12 protein-coding genes are annotated in these 19,921 nt (G+C 49.7%); 5 read left to right on the plus strand and 7 right to left on the minus strand.

The window, feature by feature from the left end; genetic code table 11:
* The first annotated feature begins 319 nt into the window (after window positions 1–319).
* Entirely contained in the window at window positions 320–553 is a 234-nt protein-coding gene (locus KDX31_08435) for a hypothetical protein (protein ID UTW05010.1), read from the plus strand.
* A 167-nt stretch (window positions 554–720) separates the two neighbouring features.
* The gene (locus tag KDX31_08440) at window positions 721–2,898 is read left to right on the plus strand and encodes an alkaline phosphatase family protein (protein ID UTW05011.1); all 2,178 of its coding nucleotides are present in this window, start codon (window positions 721–723) and stop codon (window positions 2,896–2,898) included.
* Between the two features lie 70 nt (window positions 2,899–2,968).
* Here KDX31_08440 and KDX31_08445 read toward each other — a convergent pair whose 3' ends face one another.
* Window positions 2,969–3,991: a deoxyribonuclease II family protein gene (locus tag KDX31_08445; GenBank protein UTW05012.1), complete on the minus strand. Its 1,023-nt coding sequence runs from the start codon at window positions 3,989–3,991 to the stop codon at window positions 2,969–2,971.
* A 263-nt stretch (window positions 3,992–4,254) separates the two neighbouring features.
* Between KDX31_08445 and KDX31_08450 the strand changes: the two genes are divergently transcribed.
* The gene (locus KDX31_08450) at window positions 4,255–6,018 is read left to right on the plus strand and encodes a hypothetical protein (GenBank protein UTW05013.1); all 1,764 of its coding nucleotides are present in this window, start codon (window positions 4,255–4,257) and stop codon (window positions 6,016–6,018) included.
* Between the two features lie 232 nt (window positions 6,019–6,250).
* Here the strand turns inward: KDX31_08450 and KDX31_08455 are convergent, their stop codons facing one another.
* Window positions 6,251–7,093: an SDR family NAD(P)-dependent oxidoreductase gene (locus tag KDX31_08455; protein ID UTW05014.1), complete on the minus strand. Its 843-nt coding sequence runs from the start codon at window positions 7,091–7,093 to the stop codon at window positions 6,251–6,253.
* Window positions 7,094–7,148: 55 nt separating this feature from the next.
* On the minus strand, window positions 7,149–10,412 hold the full coding sequence (locus KDX31_08460) for an EAL domain-containing protein (protein UTW05015.1): 3,264 nt from the start codon (window positions 10,410–10,412) through the stop codon (window positions 7,149–7,151).
* Between the two features lie 322 nt (window positions 10,413–10,734).
* Between KDX31_08460 and fahA the strand changes: the two genes are divergently transcribed.
* The gene (gene fahA, locus KDX31_08465; GenBank protein UTW05016.1) at window positions 10,735–12,045 is read left to right on the plus strand and encodes a fumarylacetoacetase; all 1,311 of its coding nucleotides are present in this window, start codon (window positions 10,735–10,737) and stop codon (window positions 12,043–12,045) included.
* A 134-nt stretch (window positions 12,046–12,179) separates the two neighbouring features.
* Here the strand turns inward: fahA and KDX31_08470 are convergent, their stop codons facing one another.
* The 4 genes from KDX31_08470 to KDX31_08485 form a co-directional block, all read right to left on the minus strand.
* Window positions 12,180–12,350 (minus strand): hypothetical protein, encoded by a 171-nt coding sequence (locus KDX31_08470; protein ID UTW05017.1) that lies wholly within the window; start codon window positions 12,348–12,350, stop codon window positions 12,180–12,182.
* Window positions 12,351–12,395: 45 nt separating this feature from the next.
* On the minus strand, window positions 12,396–13,484 hold the full coding sequence (locus KDX31_08475; GenBank protein UTW05018.1) for a site-2 protease family protein: 1,089 nt from the start codon (window positions 13,482–13,484) through the stop codon (window positions 12,396–12,398).
* A gap of 243 nt (window positions 13,485–13,727) precedes the next feature.
* A complete protein-coding gene (locus tag KDX31_08480; protein UTW05338.1) occupies window positions 13,728–14,441 on the minus strand; it encodes a response regulator transcription factor in 714 nt (237 codons plus the stop codon).
* Between the two features lie 47 nt (window positions 14,442–14,488).
* Window positions 14,489–17,278, minus strand: a complete 2,790-nt coding sequence (locus KDX31_08485) for a cache domain-containing protein (protein ID UTW05019.1) — start codon at window positions 17,276–17,278, stop codon at window positions 14,489–14,491.
* A 558-nt stretch (window positions 17,279–17,836) separates the two neighbouring features.
* Here KDX31_08485 and KDX31_08490 point away from each other — a divergent pair.
* Window positions 17,837–19,474, plus strand: a complete 1,638-nt coding sequence (locus KDX31_08490) for a fatty acid--CoA ligase (GenBank protein ID UTW05020.1) — start codon at window positions 17,837–17,839, stop codon at window positions 19,472–19,474.
* Window positions 19,475–19,921: the final 447 nt, after the last annotated feature.

The raw sequence follows: 19,921 nt of genomic DNA on the forward strand, positions 1-19,921 counted from the left end.
AATGTGCGACTGTTTACTTTATCTCAGGCGACAATAGTCGTAGCGTCAACCAGTCCAGCGCGCGAGGGAAGGTGCTTAATTCCGCTGTTTCACTCAACTACCGTTAAATACAGATCAACTACAGCTCCGCATCGACTTCACAGTGCGACGTTTTTTTTCAGTGTGGATCCTCGTGCCCTTATATGGCAGAAACTCTGAATGAGTATATTTTTACTCTAGGCATAACGTATAACCTATTGAAGTATAAAGATCTTATATCTAAAATCAGGGCTTAATCTGACTTTCCTTAGTGACCTATAAAAATAACTGGAAATTCCACATGTTAAGAAAAATAACCAAAAGCCCCTACCTGATCCTTTTAAGTGCCTTCATTCTTTTTATCACTTCCGGATATGAAACGGTTCACACACTGGATGAATTAACGCTGGGTACCCACCACGGCATATTGGTTTTTAGTATTATCCAGATTATCAAAGTGATTCCTGAAATCATGCATGGCTTGCAAGAGATAGAGGAAGCAGATGAGCTTAGAGAGAAAAGACTATTAAACTAGCATGCGGTCGGGAACACTATGCTAATTCCCACTCAAGCGTGTCTCAAAAAACCTTTTGAGGTAGACGATGCCAGGCAAGCGCTGCGCCAATAAGATATTGCGCCTATTGGGTTAGCAGAGCGTTCTTCATCTGCATCTTAGATATCACAATAAAAAAGAGTAGCACTATGACCCTGTCTCCCCAAAGAAAACCCTCCTATGATTTTTTAATCTGCCGCAACCAACAAGACGACACCTATGCGCTGTACCGGGTAGATCCTCATGCGGCAGAGTTGTTCAGTCCAATCCCGTTGTCTGCGGATGCTTCCTTTGACCACAGCTGGCGCATGGCGCAGGTGGGAGGGTATCTTTTGCAGTGGAGTCCTCTTTGCAAACTGCACGGGGAAGAGGGTTATCGGTTCAATCTGGTAGCGTTCAATCCGGAAGACGTCAACCCGTTGAGTGGCCCTGCAATTGAGAGCGGCTTCTGGAAAAAAACCAAGTTCTGGGGCAACTACCGGCATAGCTATAGCAGTAATCCGGATGAGGGCCAGACTCTGGACCTCACTCCGATGACCAGTTTTATCCTGAGTATGATTCCCGCCAAGGGGCGTGGAACCTTTGAACTATGGAATTTCGATCCCCAGGGAATCGTGGATTTTAAGCCCGACCCACTGCCTGCACCCTATAGCCCCCAGAATGGTTTTCCACGGATTAAGTCTGGGCACACGTTGATTCCCATTGGCAATTATGTATTGGACCGTCTGCCAGATAGAAAGTCTTTTCGTTTGTGGAGTTTCGACCCGCAATTGGAAACACCCCTGTCACTACCCGCGGTGCAAGAAGGCAACTGGGATAAGGTTGATGAGAGCAGCGAACTCACCGCTATCGGCGCTCATGTGCTGGAGTGGAATGCTGCAAAGGGCCACTTCCGTCTGTGGGGGTTCGACCCTCAACAGTCAGACGTGCTTATTGGCCCGGTTCGCGAGGGTAAACTGCCGTCGGGTATTGCTGCTGATGCCATGCTGACCGGCTATCAGCCCCGGATTCCGGTGCAAGCACAACGGGCTGATACGCCAGGAAACATTGATTTTATGCGCTCGAAGATCAAGCATGTGGTCTATTACATGCTGGAGAGCCGCTCTTTTGATAATGTCTGTGGCTGGCTTTACGAGAATGGCAATCAAGATTGTCACTACATCGGTTCGCAGGAACCCTTTGATGGCACCAGCCGCGAATATTTTAATGACGACGGTGACAGCCGGGTTTTCGTCAGCAAGTTTCAGGCAGGTGAACTGAGTACCGAGTATAATCTCGTCGCCCTCGATCAGGACCCGTTTCACGACACCACAGACAACCTGCAGCAAATGTTCTCTGAAGAGCCCGGTTACTGGGGCCGCGCCACGCCGGATATGGGTGGATATATCCTCAATAACGCCAATCCGCAGGTGATGGAAACCTTCAGCCCGGCACAGTTACCGATACTCAATGGTCTGGCACGTCATTTCGGGATTTCTGATCGTTGGTTTTGTTCAATGCCCGGCGGTACAGATGTCAATCGAGCCTTCTCGGTCACCGGTTCGGCCTTCAACATGCTCGGCACCTGGGAGGGGGGCAGCATCTACGCAAACTGGCCGGAATCCTCCCACCGTCAATCCATCTGGAAGACTCTCTGGAGTCAGGGTATAACAGACTGGAAAATATATAACTCGGTGCTGTGGGAAAACGTTGTCTTTACCTACCAGCTGTACCTCCAGGGTCAGGTTCCTTCAGTCGACGCTAACCCAACACAGTTTCTTTCCAGTATTGATCAGTTCAAGCAGGATGCCCGACACGGAAACCTGCCGGCATTCAGTTATCTCGAACCTGCCTGGATTGCGCCTAAAGGGGCCACCTCCTACCATCCGGGTGGTGATCTGGTTCCCGGAGAGAGAGAGCTCAACGAAATCTACGAAGCGATCAAGAGCGGACCTGGCTGGGAAAGCACCCTGCTGGTTGTTACCTTCGATAAGAACGGCGGCATCTATGACCATGTCGCTCCGCCTTACGCCAGGAAGCCCTGGCCCAACGATCTCAACAACGGATTTGCCTACGACCTGATGGGACCGCGAGTCCCGACCATTATGGTCTCCCCCTGGATCAGAGAGCAGACTGTGGTCAGGGCCGAGGGGGATACCCCTTTCGACTCAACCTCTTTTGCCGCCACATTGCTGGACTGGTTTGGTGTTCCCAAACCGTTGTGGGGCCTGGGCGATCGTATTGATACTGCACCGACCTTCGAGACAGTCTTTCAGGCGGATCAGGCGAGAACCGATGCGCCGACGTTAACACCGCCTTATGATAAATCCTTCCCACCGAAAGGTTAGGATAAAGAGGGCGGGTGGCGCTAAAAACAGCGTCATCCGCCTTCAGTTGTATTATTCGCGGCGCTTTACGCTAAGCGGTTGGCGCTAACTGGTGCAGTTTTTCTTCGGCGTTTTTCAGCGCTTGCCACAAGCGACTGTCCTGGAAGCATAGACTGCCACCGCCGCGCTTCTCCTGGGAGACCATGCGATTGAGGTCGGCAATACATACCCAGGGTAACGAGCAGGTATCATTTTTCAGGGCCACAGCCCATTTGGCATGATCCTTGGTGTAGTGCCACTCATAACTCAGGGATGGGGAGATGTTGAAATTCAGGGTAAGTGCGTCTTCATCATACTCGGTGGATAAACTGTCCTGCAGAGGCGTCACTGCACCTCTTCGCCAGGTCTCTACCACCAGATCACATTGCAGCTCCGGTGACACCAGGTCCAGCCAGAAATCCTTACCCCACTTGCGGCTCTTGGCCGTCAACATAAAGTCTTTACCTCCCCGGGACTTAAAGGACAGCGTAGAAGGTGTTTCCGATTCGTTTACGCCGTTTCCGTGAAACAGCCGCGCAAGCGGTTCATCATCCTGCAGAGACGGCGGAATACGCGAACACTCTGTCAGGACCTGCGGGTTCTGCTGGGACAGCATCTGTTGGGCGATGAGGTTGGCGGTGTGGTAATCGGGCAGGGTAATGCAGATAAAGGTCTGGCCATAGATCATCTCGTCCTCTGGCAGGGTCGCATCTTTATTGACGGGAAATCTGGGGGTTGAATGCAGCAGATAGAGTGCTGAATCGGTGGCCTTGTTAAAGGCCAGAATCCCTTTGCAATGACCTTTTTCCGACTTGTTTTTTTCGTGGTCGACATGCTCATCGTTGTAGGCGATATAACCGGCATTCTCAGGGGAGTCAAAGATTTCAGCCAGGGTGTATGCGAGAGCCTGATTATTCTGCTCCAGACCGACGGGTGACAACGCCAGGGCTTCGCTATCCGGATCAAAATAGAGGAAGTCACAGCCCTGGTTTTCAGGGGTTCCTGTATGATCCGGTGTTTTATAGATAAACCACCAGTCCACCGGCATTCCCTGTTGATTCTTTGCACCTAGCATCGGCGGTTATCTCCATGTTATTTCAATTGAAAAAACAATTGTATACGATACAAACCAGATAGCACTACGGCTATTCATTACAGGCAGGTTTCGGTACTGTTAATGCTTTCGTCAATTCCCGGGATACAGTAATTCAGTGGGAATCTGATTCAGGCAATGACCCGCCGGTGAGCGCAGACAGACCAACATTAAAAATAACAACGGGGATACTCAATTGTTTTATGGCCCGAGCAGGTATCCCTCCCTTAACAAAGGAGTAGTCGATGTCACAATCTGAATGGAACACCCAACCGGTTACCGGCGAATGGAATAGCGCCGTCAACTGGAGCCCGGCAGAGCTGCCTGCCAGTAAAGCTGTTTTCAACGGTTCAGCTCAAACAGTAATTACTTTCGCAGCGGACAGCGATGCCGCAGTGGAGAGTATCGAGTTTAGTGAGAGCGCCGCGGGCTACACGTTTACCTTCGGTCCCGGTAAAGTGCCTGGTTTAACCATTAGCGGTCAGGGCGTCAGCAATACTTCGCGCAAGCAGCAGAGTTTTATTGTGGCGGCTACCAGTAGCGGCCATGATAACCCACAACTTGTCTTTACCAATAATGCGACAGCCGGCACTGACGATATCTATTACTGCGCCGGCCCAATCAGTGAACAGGGCTACGGCGGTGGTGTCATCAGTTTTTGTGACAATGCCAGAGCAGGTTCCGCCCGGTTTAAGGTCTGGACTGGCGCCGAGCCGCCACCTCAGTACAGAAAAGAAAACATCCCCAGTACCGTCGGCGGCGAAGTGAGCTTCAGTAACTCATCTTCGGCTGACAGCGCCAACTTTACCATCTACGGCAGCCTTGGTATTGACGGCGATACCTTCGCCAATGTGGTGTTCCATGATACTGCCACTGCGGGTAAGGCTACCTTTACCAATGTGGGCGGCACGGTCGCCGGTGGTGATGGCGGTAATACTCAGTTCTACGGCAGTTCCAGCGCTGACCGTGGTGTTTACAACAACTGGGGGGCAACCCACGAGAAAGCCAATGGTGGCGATGTGGCGTTTGACAGTACCGCCAGTGGTGGTGACGGGCATTTCTACAACCATGCAGCAGTCGTGGCCGGAGCCTACGGCGGGGTGACCAGTTTTAATAACAACCCTCCCTATATGGATGCCGCTCAGGGTGCATCAGCCGGTAATGGTTCCTACTTTAACTACGGTGCACGTCAGGGGGAACAGGGCGGTGGCGGCCACCTTGAATTCAGTGCAAAGTACGGCTCTCCGACCGGAGCGGACGCCACAATCGTCAACTATGGTAGCGCTATTGAAAACAAGTCCAGTGCCGGTCACACAATTTTCTCCATCAACCTGCCAAGCAAATACTTTCCGACGGCGGGCAATGCAAAGATCTGGAATCACCCCGGCTCAGGTGAGCAGGGCGCTGCCGGTTATACTGAGTTTTCGGTTTACAGCAGTCAGAATGGCAGTGGCAGTGGCAGTGGCAGTGAGAGTTTTCCCACCGCAGGAAACGCAACAATATTCAATCTGGGTGGCTGTACAGCCAGAGCGGCTGGCGGCTACACGGTTTTTTCAGGACAATCCAGCGCAGGCGGTGCCACCCTGATCGCATATGGCGGCACCAATGGTGGCTATGGCGGCCGCATTGCTTTCTATGGTGAATCTGCGGGTGATAGTGCTAAGGTTTGCCTGTTTGACGATGGCGAGCTGGATATCGGCTACCACACCGCCGGAGTCACTATCGGAAATCTGGAGATGACTGGCGGAGTGATTGCAACTGAGCTTGGCTCTGAGGTGTCGGGTCTAACGGTAACGGGGGAGTTGTCGATCAAATCGTCCCATGTGACTTTTCGTCTCGGCAAGCAGAAAGAGGGTGGATTTGCCTTCAATAAGCCTTACACACTGCTGATATGCTCAGCGCTTTCCGGGCTGACTCCGGAACTGTTTCAGGCCAACAGCATCGATGGCGTTGAACCCAGTTTTGCCATTGTTGGCAAGGAGCTGCAGGTTACCTTCACGCAGCAGTAAGCCGGTATACAAGCGAGAATAATGCAGGGTCAGCCTTTATCCAGGCTTGTCCCTGCTGGTTTGTCGCTCGTCCCCGTGATTAAAGCCCGCCTTGTATATGCACGCCGCCTACATAAGAGTTGGGGGGCCGATCGCTACGCAAGTTCGAGCATTTCATTTCTCCGAGAGCTGCGCTTGTCGGCTTTTTCTGACTTCGGACAAGGTAGCGTTCAGACCCCGGACCTCGGCTCTACTATTTATTCTCCGATGCCGATGCTCTCAACAATATCCAGTCAAGTGCCCGGGTCGACAGAATGCGGCGCAGAATACCAAACAGGTGAGTAGGGAAAGTGACATAGTAACGCGCTCTGGGGCGCTTGCTTTCCAGGGCGTGAATGACCTTATCCAGTACTGCTTCCGGTCCCAGGGTAAACGGGTCGTCACCCGCATCCTGTTTACTTAAGCGTTTCAGTACTCTTTTGTAAGTGTCACAAAAATGGCTGGACTCTATATTGATATTGTCACGGAAGGCTTTAAATGCATTTTCTCTGAACTTACTCCTGACCGGCCCTGGCTCTATCAGCGAGACATAAATATCACTGCCTGAAAGCTCCTGCCGCAACGTATCGGTATAACCTTCCAGCGCGAATTTACTGGTGTTGTAAGCCCCGCGAAAGCGCATCGTGATCAGACCCAGAACCGAACTGTTCTGAATGATCCGGCCAAAGCCCTGTTGTCGCATCAGCGGCAGTACCCGGCAGGTGAGTTCATGCCAACCCAGTAGATTGATTTCCAGCTGGCGACGGAGCAGATCCCGGCTGAGGTCTTCAATCGCCCCGGGCTGGCCATAGGCGCCATTATTGAACAGGGCGAATATTTCCCCTCCGGTTTCGGCTTCAACCCAGTCCATCGCCTGCTGCACTGACTCAGATCGCTCCAGATCAAGTTGAGTCGATTGCAGTCCAAGTTGCTTCAGTCGTTCAACATCTTTCAACTGCCGCGCCGTGGCTATAACCCGATAGCCCCGCTGTTGCAGGCCAAGTGCGACATGATAGCCAATGCCACTGGAACAACCGGTAATCAACACTGTTTTCATCTGCATCCCTCAATCATATTCAGGAGCCGATACTAAGGGGGATCCATTGATTTCACTAGTGTTTATTTAACATTGACAGGAATCTGTGTTCCGGAACCCCTTTGCTGAACAGAAATCCCTGGGCCTGAAAGCACTCCTCGGAGATAAGGAATTGTCGTTGTTCTTCGGTTTCCATGCCCTCGGCAATCACTTCCAGTCCCAGGCTGGCGGCCAGCACGATAATGGCTCTGGATATCGCCTGATCATTTTTATCCCCGGGAATATCACTGATAAACGACTGGTCGATCTTTAAGCGGTCCAGTGGCAGGGTTTTCAGATAGCTCAGAGAGGAGTAGCCAGTGCCAAAATCATCGATCGCCAGACGGATTCCCATCGCGCGTAGCTGCGCAAGTTCGCTGCCTGAACGGGTGGGATTATTCATAATAACCCCTTCGGTAATCTCGAGCTCAATCATGTTGCCGGGACATTTATGCCGCTCAAGAATAGCTTCGACCTCACGGGCCAGTGAGTTAGAGCCAAAGTGTCTTGCTGAAATATTCACCGAGATACAGGGGACCTGATATCCATTCCGTTGCCATTCAACAATATTGCGACATACGCTATCCAGTACCCAGAGGTCAATTGCCCGGATCATACCGGTCTTCTCCGCGAGAGGAATAAACCGTCCCGGGGCAATGGTTCCCCGTTGCGGATCTTTCCAGCGAATCAGCGCCTCGGCACCGATAATCAGGTTATCCCTGATATCGATTTGCGGCTGATAATGCAGTATAAACTGCTGTTGCTCTATCGCTTTGCGGATCGCACTTATCATCAGAATCCGCTCAAGCGCCTGATCGGTCATCTCCTGAGTATAAAAATCATAGCGATTTTTACCGGAGGCCTTTGCCAGGTACATTGCCGAATCGACATTGCGGATCAGCGCCTCTGGCTGATCGGCGTCCTCCGGATAGAGGCTGATACCAATACTGAGCGTAATATGCAGGTAATGCTCTTCCAGCTGAATAGGATCATTAAAGGCATTCAGCAGGTTCTGCGCAATCACTGCAGCATCTTCCGGGTGGAGCAGATCTTCAACAATAATCGTAAACTCATCGCCGCCAAAACGGGCTAAAGTATCGTTCTCCCGGATATGCTCCTGCAGTCGTATTGCCACTTTTTTCAGCAGCTGATCACCCAGGTTGTGGCCAAAACTGTCATTGATCTCCTTGAACTCATCGAGATCAATAAACAGCAGCCCCAGACCGGTTTTCATTCGCCGGGCACGGCGTAGCGCCTGCTTAAGCCGGTCGGAAAAAAGCAGCCGGTTGGGAAGCTTTGTCAGTGGGTCATGGTGGGCCAGAAAATCAAGGCTTTTCTCTTTATCCTGCAGTCTTTCACGGGTCTTAATATGCTCCGTTATATCCCGGCTTGATTCAACCAGACCGGTTACCTGACCGTCGGCGTTATACAACGGACTGGTCATCAGTTCATAGATCCGTTTCTCGCCCGTGTTGAGTATCTGTTCATGTAACCGTGTCGTCGGCTGCATATTTTCCATGGCGCTTTTAAGCGGGCATGCCTGGCAGGGGTCGCAGGAATTATTGACCGAACGATAACAGGGCTTGTCCGGCTGTGACTGACAGTTGAAATAGTAATCGCTGGCCGCGTTATTCGATTTAATGACCTGATAATCACTATTGATGACTATAACCGGATCGCCAATACAATCGAGCACCGCCTGCAGAAAGTCACTCTCCTCTCTGGACTTCTGCTCGGCTTTTTTCCGATCAGTGATATCCCTGACGGTTGAGAGTAGAATCTGTCTGTTGTTTGCGATCTGCAGGGTGGTACTAATCTCAACCGGGATTCGCTGGCCATTGGCGGTGCGGTGAATCGCCTCAAAAACACCGCCGTTATTCTCGCTGAGCACTTCACTTACCCGTGTGTGCCACTGTTCCTGATTGTCGGCCTGGTCGCTGAAATCGGTGACATGCATTTGTAACAGCTGCTTTCGGCTGTAACCCAGGTAATCGCAGCTGGCCTGATTTGTATCGATAATCCGGGATGTTTCCACATCGATAACGAACAGCGCATCCTTACTACGATCAATTAACTGACGAAACAGACGTAGCTGGGAGTCGATACGGTGTTTCTCAGTCAGATTGGTCAACAGACAGTGGGTCTGTGAAAGTCTGCCTGACGGATCACGCAGGAACTGTCCGTCAATCTGAGTTTCAATCATCTCACCCGATTTAGTCAGTACCCGGTAGTGCGCCTCAGTGATCATTCCTTTTTTCTTAAACTCGGTAAAACCCTGCGAATATTGTTCATCCTGCCCTTTGGCCAGCAGGTTGCTGAATGGCGTGCCGATGATTTCATTATTGTCATAGCCCATCATCTTGCGCCAACTGGCATTGACTTCAAGAATATTGCCATTGGTATCAAGTGACTGATAGGCGAGGGGGGTATTTTCGAAAAATCCCTGATAGTGGATAGTCTTGTTACGACTGCTGTGTAACTGCTGGTTAAGGTTGTCCAGTGCATCCCGCATCATCTGAATAAAATGGGTCTGCAAACTATCGATCAGATGTTGCCGGGTCAGCAGGCCGGCTATCTTTCCGTCAGAATCACACACCAGCAGACGACGAATTGTCTTGTCCTGCATAATTTGCCGGGCTTGCAGTAATGATGTCTCTGTATCGATGATCTCGACCGGGCTACTCATGTATTGGCTTACCAGCGCCTGGTTCAGGTCTATCTGATCATCAAGCAAGCGTACGACATCTCTCTCGGTCAGAATGCCATCGGCCTGATAGCCGTTACCCACCACCACACTGCTGATTTTTTTTTCATTCATGGTTGTGAATGCCTGGCGCAGGGTGCTGTCTGGCGCAACAAACAGAATAACCCGCTCCATCACTGCTTCTACATGTTTTATTTCAGCCAGATATTCAAATCCAAGGTGCTGCACAAAGTCTGTTTCTGTGACAATACCTTGAAGTGTATGGTGGCGGTCAACAACGACGATGTGACGCAGCTTTTCTTGCTGCATCTTTTCATAAGCCTGTTGAAAATCGCAGTCGCCGTACATGGTCCTGACCGGAGAGACCATTATATCGGCAGCCGTTAACTGGCTTAGATCAAGCTCCGTGGTGCTGGCCAGTCGTAGAATATCCTTTTCGGTAATGATACCCAGAGGCTTCTGCTGCTCAAGAATGACAATTGAGCTGACATTCGATCTGCGCATCCGGTGCAGGACAGTCAACACAGTGTCCCTTTGATGAGCACACAGCACATTCATGCTGCAGATGGTATCAAGTGTTATTTCTGGCTCCGACATCCTTTCTGATTCCTTTACATAAGCCACACAGGTGCGTCCCTTCGTTTTTAGGGACAGGCAATCAAGTTAACACAGTGTTTATAGAATAGTATTGATCAGGATTCGAAATGTCACTATTAAGAGACAGATTGCACCGCCTATGGTCATTGTTTCCTTGATGGAATTACTCAATTTATCACAGACTAATTGATGCGGACTCTACTTCTGCTAATGTACCAGCGAAGCGTTATGTTTTGAGCCAGGCTTCTCGCGCACATCCTTATCTGACAGCGGATGCTGCCAGTGAGCCTGCGTTGCTATTAAGAATAACTGAGACCTGACTATGCCTGTACTGAATGAAACCCATAATCCCGACTTGCGAAGCTGGGTGAGCTCCGCAAACAGCCCTGATACAGATTTTCCTATCCAGAATCTGCCGTTTGCTGAGTTCCGTCGTAAGCACTCAGTAGAATCCTTCAGGGGGGGCGTGGCTATCGGTGATCAGGTGCTGGATCTGGCAGCCGCTAAGGGGGTGTTCAGTGAAACTGCTGCGATTGGTGCCCAGGCGTGTACGGCATCGACGTTGAATGAATTTATGTCGCTGGGGGCTCCTGTGTGGTCGGCACTGCGACTGGCGCTGTCCCGCGTGTTGCGGCAAGGCGCGGCTGAGCAAAGTATTCTGGAAACCTGCCTGATACCTCAGGATGAGGTGGAATACAGCCTGCCATGTACGATTGGTGACTATACCGATTTTTATACCTCTGTATTTCATGCCACCCGGGTTGGCAGTCTGTTTCGTCCCGATAATCCGCTGCTACCTAACTATAAATGGGTGCCCATCGGCTACCATGGCCGCAGCTCATCGATCGATGTTTCCGGACAGACATTCAAACGACCACAGGGTCAAATCAAGGCCGCTGATGCAGCCGAACCCAGTGTCGGCCCTTGCAAACGGCTGGATTATGAGCTGGAGATCGGTATTTATATTGGCGTGGGTAATGCGCCCGGTGAGCCGATAGTGCTGGATGATAGTGATCAGCACGTGTTTGGTTACTGCCTCTTTAATGACTGGTCCGCCCGGGATATTCAGGCCTGGGAATATCAGCCACTGGGACCGTTTCTGGCAAAAAACTTTGCCTCTACCGTGTCGCCCTGGATCGTTACCAACGAAGCGCTGTTACCGTACCGGGCTGAATTTAAGCGTGATGCTGCCGATCCGCAACCGCTGCCCTATCTGTCATCAGACAGTAACAGCGGGGAGGGAGCTCTGGATATTAAGCTGGAGGTGCTGTTACAGACGCAGCAGATGCGTAACCGCCATGAGTCGCCAGCTAAACTCTCTGAGTCTAATTTTGTGTACTCCTACTGGACTGTTGCACAGATGGTGGCTCATCATACCGTTAACGGGTGCAATCTGCGTCCCGGCGATTTTTTTGGCTCAGGTACGCAATCCGGGCCAGAGCATGAACAGGGTGGTTCGCTGCTGGAGCTCAGCCGGGGCGGTAAAGAGTCGATTACGCTGCCAAATGGCGAACAGCGCACCTTCCTTGAGGATGGCGATACCGTGGTGATGCGGGGGTATTGTGAAACTGAGGGTGCGGCCCGTATCGGCTTTGGTGAGGTTGCCAGCACTGTGCTGCCGGCGAACAGCTGAGGACTCTGCTGCATCAACATACAGTTTCGTCCACACAAAGCTTCATTAATAGAAAGTTTCATTAATAGAAAGCTTCGTTAACAAAAAAGGCAGCCCATGGGCTGCCTTGCTTATTGCAATGTCTGTATTGCGATCTATTTTTTCGGTTTCTTTTTAAACAGCTTCAGCAGTTTCTTTTTCGGATCGTGCTCTTCAGTAGGCAACGCCTTCTCAAACTTGTTCTTCAGATCGTTTAACTGCTTCTCTTTGCGTTTATGACGAACATCGTCCCGTTTACTGCTGATATCGACAATTTTATCGCTCATAGTTACGCTACTCTTATGTCTGCTTCTGACACCCTTAATAGCAGTTTAGCTCTGTAGCACCTTAAGCGGAAGCCCCAGTAACGCATCGCCCATGCCGTGGAAATACCAGATAATTGCGATCAGTCCTACGACGGTAAAAATATACCAGAGCGCAGAAACGATCTGACCATAACGATCCAGCGGCAATAGCAAGCTATGATGACGGCTTCGCCATTCAAAAAACACCTCGGCACTGCCGATAATCAGCAGAAACCCGAGCAGCGCCAGACCAAAGGTGTAACTCAGCCAGATCCCCCCGGCTGCGGCCGCACCGCAGAGCAGTATGCCGGCCAGAGAGTTCATCGAGAAGGCAATACTTTTGAGCACATGCCCGCCATCCAGCGGCAGAATGGGCAGTAGATTAAACAGGTTCAGGAGAGCATTGAATGCGCTTAGTCCGGCAAAAAATATCGACCCGGTCACCCAGTATGCGATAAGGCTCAGCACGGATAAGCCGAAGCCGAAAAACGGTCCCATCAGTGAAATACAGACATCCTGCCAGCGGGTATTGATGCGGGCATCGCTCAGGGCCAGACCACCGACAAAGGGGATCAGATAGATCCCTTTTGTTTTCATACCGAAGTGTTTCATCGCCCGGATGTGACCATACTCATGCACTACCAGACAGAAGAGCAACGCCAGCGCAAACGGCAAAGAGAAAAACCAGGAGTAGGCCGCCAGACTAGCTCCGGCCATCACCACCTTAATGACTTTAGCGCTTTTCAGCAGTTTCAGGCCCAGAGCACCCAGCCCGATAATACTGAATGAGCGTTTTTCCTGCAGGATCGGCGCCTGAGGCACCTGCTTCTCCATCGCCTCGCGGCCATGCTCTCCACTGGTAATTAACTGATCGCCCATAAAGAAACGGTAGCTGACCTTGACCGGATCCCACTTAACCTCCGTCTCCAGCCGGCAGGTCAGCGTTTCTCCCTGCTTATTTTGCAACTCAAACTGGTGCTCACTGAGACCTTCAAAGTCGCTGTCTGCATCACGCCGGGAGACCGGGGTGTTATTCCAGTACAGCAGCTGCCAGCCCGCCATTGAGCCTTCCAGGCGCAGACTATGCCCCTGACAATCCAGATTAAGTAGTTCCACTTCCGTTTCCTGCAAAAAAGATATCGGCGGGAATGGTTGCATAACTTGATGGCAGTTTAAAGTGACTTCTTGCTGCAAACAGTCATATAACGGTATTAAGTGTTTATTGCCCTGCGACGTTAGCGTGTCTTCTGGCCTTAAGACATGTTTCTCAATGTTTTATGTCATGAATGTCCGGGCAATGGGGCTGTGTCGATGCATGAAGAAACAGTGTTAGCGGTGGATAATTAGATTAAATCTGATTTATTCGATCCAGCTTACATCGACGGCAAAAATATACCCGGCACCGTAGACGGTTTTAATAATCTGAGGTTCTTTCGGGTTGTCTTCGATTTTTTTGCGCAGCCGGGACATCCGTGAATCAATACTCCGGTCATAGGGTATTGCCTGCTCTCCCAGCAGGCGATCTCTGGATAAGATCTGTTTGTTCGAACCTAACAGGGTATTGAGAAGGTCGCCTTCTGCGGTGCTAAGCGTATAATTTTTTCCTGAGCTATGGCTGAGCGTCAACGTCGTTGGAATATACAGCCATTGAGCAAATTGCGCTTTTCTGACACCTCTGCCGGGAGTGCGGTTTTCCTGTGACAGGCCTAAACGGCGCATCAGACTGTGAACCCTGGCAACCAGATCCCGGGGCTCGAAGGGTTTGGTTATATAATCGTCACCACCCAGTTCCAGTCCAAGCACCCGGTCTGGAAGACTACCTCTGCCGGACAGAATCAGGACGCCAACGTCCGGTTTATCACTAAGCGCTTTGACCAGCGCCATTCCATCCATATCCGGCAGGCCCAGATCAATGATACAAAGCGCAGGAGTCATGCCTCTGAGGGCTTGTAAGGCCAGCGTTCCGGTGTTGAATACGCGGATGTCATAGCCATAGTATTCAAGCTCTGAACAGGCCAGATCACAGATGTCTCTATCGTCATCAATAATATAAATAAGATCTTTCTTATGCATGTTTCTGATACTCATAACCTGCCTGATCAGTCAACGGAACAACCGGATTAGCGTGCTTTATCGGCGCTGTTAATCGCTTTCTTCAATGCTTCCTTGCTGAAAGGTTTTTTTAAAATAGTGTGGCAGGGCAAATCACTTCTGTCTGATAGCTGATCGTATGCATAACCACTGATTAATACAATACTCGCGGCTGGGTGGTGCTCTGCCATCAGATCCGCAAGCTCAAGGCCGTTCAGCGGCCCCGGCATACTAATGTCTGAAACCAGATTGTCGATATGATCCAGTGCTTCGATCAGGTTTCTGGCCTCGTCGGAATCGGCAGCTTCAATGACGGCATAGCCAAGGCTGATCAGTTGCTTGCGAATAATCGTCCTGACATCCCGATCGTCTTCCACCAAAAGTGTCAGGTTGCTGTTAGCATTTGATAACAGCTTAGCCGTTGGCGGGGTGTTGTCGCCAGGCTGCTCAGCCTGAGTATTAACGGGCAGAAGCAGAGTGACCGCAGAGCCCTTTCCGGGTGTGCTGGCGATTGAAATAAAGCCCCTGGATTGTTTGATAAACCCATAAACCATACTCAGGCCCAGCCCTGATCCATTGCTGTAACTTTTGGTGGTGTAAAAAGGTTCATAGGCTTGTGTCATGGCTTGTGCAGTGAAACCATGCCCTGAGTCGCTAACCTGAAGCCGGACATATTCACCCGCAGGAACCGTCTCGTCATAGCCTGATTCAGCTGAATCAGTGGCTAATTTGCAGGCGCTTATGCTGACCCCTATTTCACCGCCTTCCGGCATCGCATCCCGTGCGTTAAGTGCCAGATTGATGATAGCGTTTTCTAACTGATTCGGGTCCACGGTGACTATCGCCGGGGTAGAAACCGTGGAGATGATTTTGATGTTCTCAGGCAGTGACCCCTGCAGTAACTCTATCGTATCCGGTAATAATATGGCGAGATCAACGCGACGGGAGGTTAACGCCTGACGCCTTGCAAAGGAGAGTAAGCGGCCGGTGATATCTGCGCCTCTACGAGATGCGCGAATGGCCGGAGCGAGGTATCTGTCGAGCCCGGTTGCATCTTTATAATGATCAGTCGCGGCCAGTAAATTACCCAGAATAACCGATAAAAGGTTATTGAAATCATGCGCCAGACCGCCTGCCAACTGTCCGGTCGCACTCATACGCTGAGCTTCCATTAATTTACGTTCTGCATCTTTTTCAGCGGTTATATCCAGTGAAAGGTTAACTAATCCGCAGATGTTGTGATTATTATCAATATCCGGAATCAGCATCCGTTTGGTGATCACCGGCCTGTCTTTGAACTGATACTCAAACACTATCTTCTCGCCCGTCAGGCAGCGGCGAACTTTATCCTGAATATCCGCCATCATCCCGGACGCAAGTATTGAACCGATAGGATGATTAATAATTTCCTCTTTACTCTTATTAAAAAAATCTGCGTATCCCTGATTAACAAAGAGGTAATTTAAGTCTGCATCAAGATAGGCAATCTGTGCGGGCAGGGCGTCCAGAATCAGTCGCTGTCTTTCTTCAAGCTGCGCTAACTCAAGGGTTCGGCTTTTAACCTTACTATCGAGGGTCTGAATATTACTTTTTAAACGCGTCACCATCCGGTCAAAGGTTTGGGCCAGCAAACCTATTTCATCATCACGAATGATGCCGCTTTTGGCGCTCAGGTCTCCATCACGAACCCGTTCTGCTGTATCAGCCAGCTGCTTAATGGGGTGTGTAATACGGCTGATAAAAAACACGGCCAGACAGATTGCAAGCAGCGTTGATATCAGCGCAATCGTGAGAATACGCTGACTCAGTAGCTGAGAGCTGTGCTTAAGTTCATCAACATATACTGACGAACAGATATACCAGCCAAAACCATCCAGCGTCCGAACCAGCGAAATTTTGTCATAGATATAGTTTCCCGGATCGTCCGGCTTATCCCATTTGTAACGCAGTTCCTGCCCGGTATCCGCGACCGAAATCAGCTCGCTTACGATGGGTTGACCGGTTATCGGGTTGCGCAGACTGAGAGCGTTGGTCTGATCAATGTTGCTATTAGGGTGGGTTAGAAGCAGTCCCTCTTTGTTAAAGATGAACAGATAACCGGTTTTAGCGACACGGACCTGGCTCAGCGCTTCCCGGACTTCGGTAATGGCGTTTTGTTTGCGTTGCTCCACTTCGGTTTCAATATCATCCAGATACAGTCCTGAGCCGATCACCAGATCCCACTCGGGGAAATACTTTATGTAGGTGAGCTTTTCCGCAGCAGGACCGTCTTTAAGACGTTGCCATTTATAATGGTAAAAACCTTCACCTTCATAAATGACGGAGCGGATCTTGCTCATAAGAATGTCTTTTTCTGCTGCGGTATCGAAAGTGGATGGGGTGTTGTCGCGAAATTTTGGCAATGGATGTGTTATGAACTCTCCCTGGCTATCAGCGATCCAGATATAACCGTCATTGTCATAGGAGAAATGATTCAGGACCTTGAAAGCATCCAGATTCCGGTTGTTTTTAAATGAGCCGGACTGGGGTAATGCTTTATAAGCCTGCCGAAGATTGGCTTCGGTTAGCTGAACCAGCGCTTTGAGTCGTTGTTTGTGCGCATTGAGTGCCTGCTCCCGATAGTTTTCAAGATTTACATGCATCTTATTGGCTAGCTGAAATGCATTATCCAGCGCCAGCCGGGCAGAGTTTCTCTCTATTTCGAATACCTGTTCCTGAATCAGCGGGACAGAGTAGAGATAGATGGCTGAAAACATCATGGTAATAATCATCAGCACAATAAAAAAGAAACGTCTGAACAGCTTTGACATCGTGAACATGAAAGTTTTCCGCAGTAGAGGGTCATACCAGTCTAAATCGAAATCGCAACAAATTCTTCAGCTGCGCACATTTCGGTGGGATTGTGGCAAATACTGGCAAAGATCTTAGTGTTTAATACGGCCATAACCCGGAATGTTCTATAGTCAGAAAGAACGATTCTGGTGAAGTATAAAAATAATTAACTAACCGTCTGGTTATACACTGGCAGGATCAGGAATCTTCATATGACCCAAAACTACATCTGTATATCACTCTCACTGATTAAGAGATTAAAGGGGGTAGGCGCTATTAAGGTAAGCCTGTTTAATCTGTTGAAAACGTTTCTTATCCGACTCCGGCCCTGGTTTTCTTAACAGAATCCGCAACTTCACACTAGACAATGCTATCAGCATTACCCCATCAGGATATCAGCGGCTTTTCTATGCCCTGATGCTATCCAGATGTAAAGCGGAACGAGCAGAACTCTCATCGATTTAATCTTATCGGCGGTTTGATGGGTTAATGCCATTGTAACCAACAAGCATCCGCAGAATTATCATGACCTGAAGGTAAACGACATGAAAACAAAAATTATTAAACCTGCAGAAAATGCGCATCAGTTTCAATTGTTAATCAAGAGTCTTTTGTTATCGGGTAAGCGTTGCCAGCCTGATAATGAGATCGTCTTTAGTGATGTGATTCGCTATGACTACCGCACCCTCTATAAACGAATTTGTAAACTGGCTAATGTACTCACCAGCGCTGGTGTTAAAGCAGGGGATACTGTCGCTGTGATGGATTGGGACAGTCACCGCTATCTGGAATGTTATTTTGCGGTACCGATGACCGGTGCCGTACTGCACCATGTGAATATTCGTCTAAGCCCTGATCAGATCGGGTATACCATGAATCATGCCGAAGATAGTCTGGTATTACTGCACGACGACTTCGCTGTCATTGCTGAGCAACTCGACGAGCAGCTGCCTGGTGTGCGTGGCTATATCCAAATGACGGATGATCAGCCTGTTTCAACGTCTTTGCATACATTTGGAGAGTATGAAGCTTTGCTGGATGATGCAGCGGCAGATTACGACTTCCCTGACTTCGATGAAAACTCTGTGGCGACACTGTTTTATACCACTGGCACGACTGGTAATCCGAAAGGTGTATATTTCAGCCATCGGCAATTGGTACTGCATACCCTCAACGGTGCAAGTACTTTCGGATCTCATGAGGGGCAGCCACTGCTGCGCTCCGATGATGTGTACATGCCGATGACACCCATGTTTCACGTACATGCCTGGGGCGTGCCGTATATCGCAACCATGCTGGGAGTAAAACAGGTATATCCGGGACGTTATGATCCTAACAAGCTGCTTCGTTTACGTCGGGAGGAAGGGGTAACGTTCTCTCATGGCGTGCCGACCGTGTTGCAAATGATACTTGACTGCGATGAAGCCGAGAATACCGATATGTCGGGTTGGAAACTGCTGAGTGGTGGCAGTGCCGCAACGCAGGCGCTGGCGCAGCAGATGGTTAAAAAAGGTATTTTACTATTCTCTGCCTATGGCATGTCAGAAACCTGTCCGATATTAACGTGTACATTTCTTAAACACCCGGAGCGGGATCTGGCGTTAAGTGAACAGATGCCTCAGCGAATCAAAGCCGGAGTGCCTATCGGTCTGGTCGATATCAGAATCGTTAATCCTGATGGTACTGAGGTGTTGCATGATGGCGAAGCGACCGGTGAAGTTGTGGTTCGTTCTCCCTGGCTAACTCAGGGTTACTATAAGGAAGAGGCCAAAGGAGAGGAACTATGGGAAAACGGCTGGCTGCATACCGGTGATGTGGCGTCAATGGATCAGAATAGTGTGCTGGAGATTAAGGATCGTATCAAGGATGTGATTAAAACCGGGGGCGAGTGGGTATCGTCACTGGAGCTGGAAAACCTCATCAGCCAGCACGATCTGGTCGCCGAAGTTGCGGTTGTGGGTGTTCCGGACGATAAATGGGGCGAGCGTCCCTGTGCGATGATTGTTGCAGCCCGGGGCGAAGAGATTGATGCCGCTTCCATACAAAACTACCTGCAACAGTTTGTCGATAGCGGTCAGATCAATAAGTGGGCCATACCGCAACAGATCAGGGTGGTTATGGAAATACCAAAAACCAGTGTCGGTAAGATTAACAAGAAACTGATCCGCACTCAGGTCGCCTAGAGCAGGGCTGTTGTGTCGTAAAAAGGGGAGCGGTTCGCTCCCTCTTTTACCATCGTGAATGTCGTTTTTTTTGAGACGGATTGCCAGGCATGACTCCCTGATCATATTGAGCGTATTACTGTTTTTAATCCTGATTTTTTGTGCTTCTGAAATATTAAATTATATGTCCGATTATGGTCTTATTTTGTTTCTTCTTGATAGACAAGAGGCTCTTGTAAGGATAGGTTTTGGTTCGTTAAAGATCTCAGAATTAAGTAAAAGCAGTATCATAATATACTTGATTTATATGTAGTAAATATTCATTTAAGTGATGGTTTTAATTGTATTAAGCGAAAGTCTTAAATGATGAATATCAATTTATGATCTATGAATGCATGTCCTATTATATCAATTTATGATCTATGAATGCATGTCCTATTATATCAATTAATGAGCTTTTTTAGTTAT

Origin of the sequence: Amphritea atlantica (assembly GCA_024397875.1) — a bacterium.
Taxonomy (GTDB): domain Bacteria; phylum Pseudomonadota; class Gammaproteobacteria; order Pseudomonadales; family Balneatricaceae; genus Amphritea; species Amphritea atlantica_B.

Excerpts from the sequence above, each read along its gene's own strand:
- KDX31_08435 (UTW05010.1), top strand. The coding sequence starts at position 320 with ATGTTAAGAAAAATAACCAAAAGCCCCTACCTGATCCTTTTAAGTGCC.
- KDX31_08440 (UTW05011.1), top strand. The coding sequence starts at position 721 with ATGACCCTGTCTCCCCAAAGAAAACCCTCCTATGATTTTTTAATCTGC.
- KDX31_08445 (UTW05012.1), bottom strand. The coding sequence starts at position 3,991 with ATGCTAGGTGCAAAGAATCAACAGGGAATGCCGGTGGACTGGTGGTTT.
- KDX31_08450 (UTW05013.1), top strand. The coding sequence starts at position 4,255 with ATGTCACAATCTGAATGGAACACCCAACCGGTTACCGGCGAATGGAAT.
- KDX31_08455 (UTW05014.1), bottom strand. The coding sequence starts at position 7,093 with ATGAAAACAGTGTTGATTACCGGTTGTTCCAGTGGCATTGGCTATCAT.
- KDX31_08460 (UTW05015.1), bottom strand. The coding sequence starts at position 10,412 with ATGTCGGAGCCAGAAATAACACTTGATACCATCTGCAGCATGAATGTG.
- fahA (UTW05016.1), top strand. The coding sequence starts at position 10,735 with ATGCCTGTACTGAATGAAACCCATAATCCCGACTTGCGAAGCTGGGTG.
- KDX31_08470 (UTW05017.1), bottom strand. The coding sequence starts at position 12,350 with ATGAGCGATAAAATTGTCGATATCAGCAGTAAACGGGACGATGTTCGT.
- KDX31_08480 (UTW05338.1), bottom strand. The coding sequence starts at position 14,441 with ATGCATAAGAAAGATCTTATTTATATTATTGATGACGATAGAGACATC.
- KDX31_08485 (UTW05019.1), bottom strand. The coding sequence starts at position 17,278 with ATGTTCACGATGTCAAAGCTGTTCAGACGTTTCTTTTTTATTGTGCTG.
- KDX31_08490 (UTW05020.1), top strand. The coding sequence starts at position 17,837 with ATGAAAACAAAAATTATTAAACCTGCAGAAAATGCGCATCAGTTTCAA.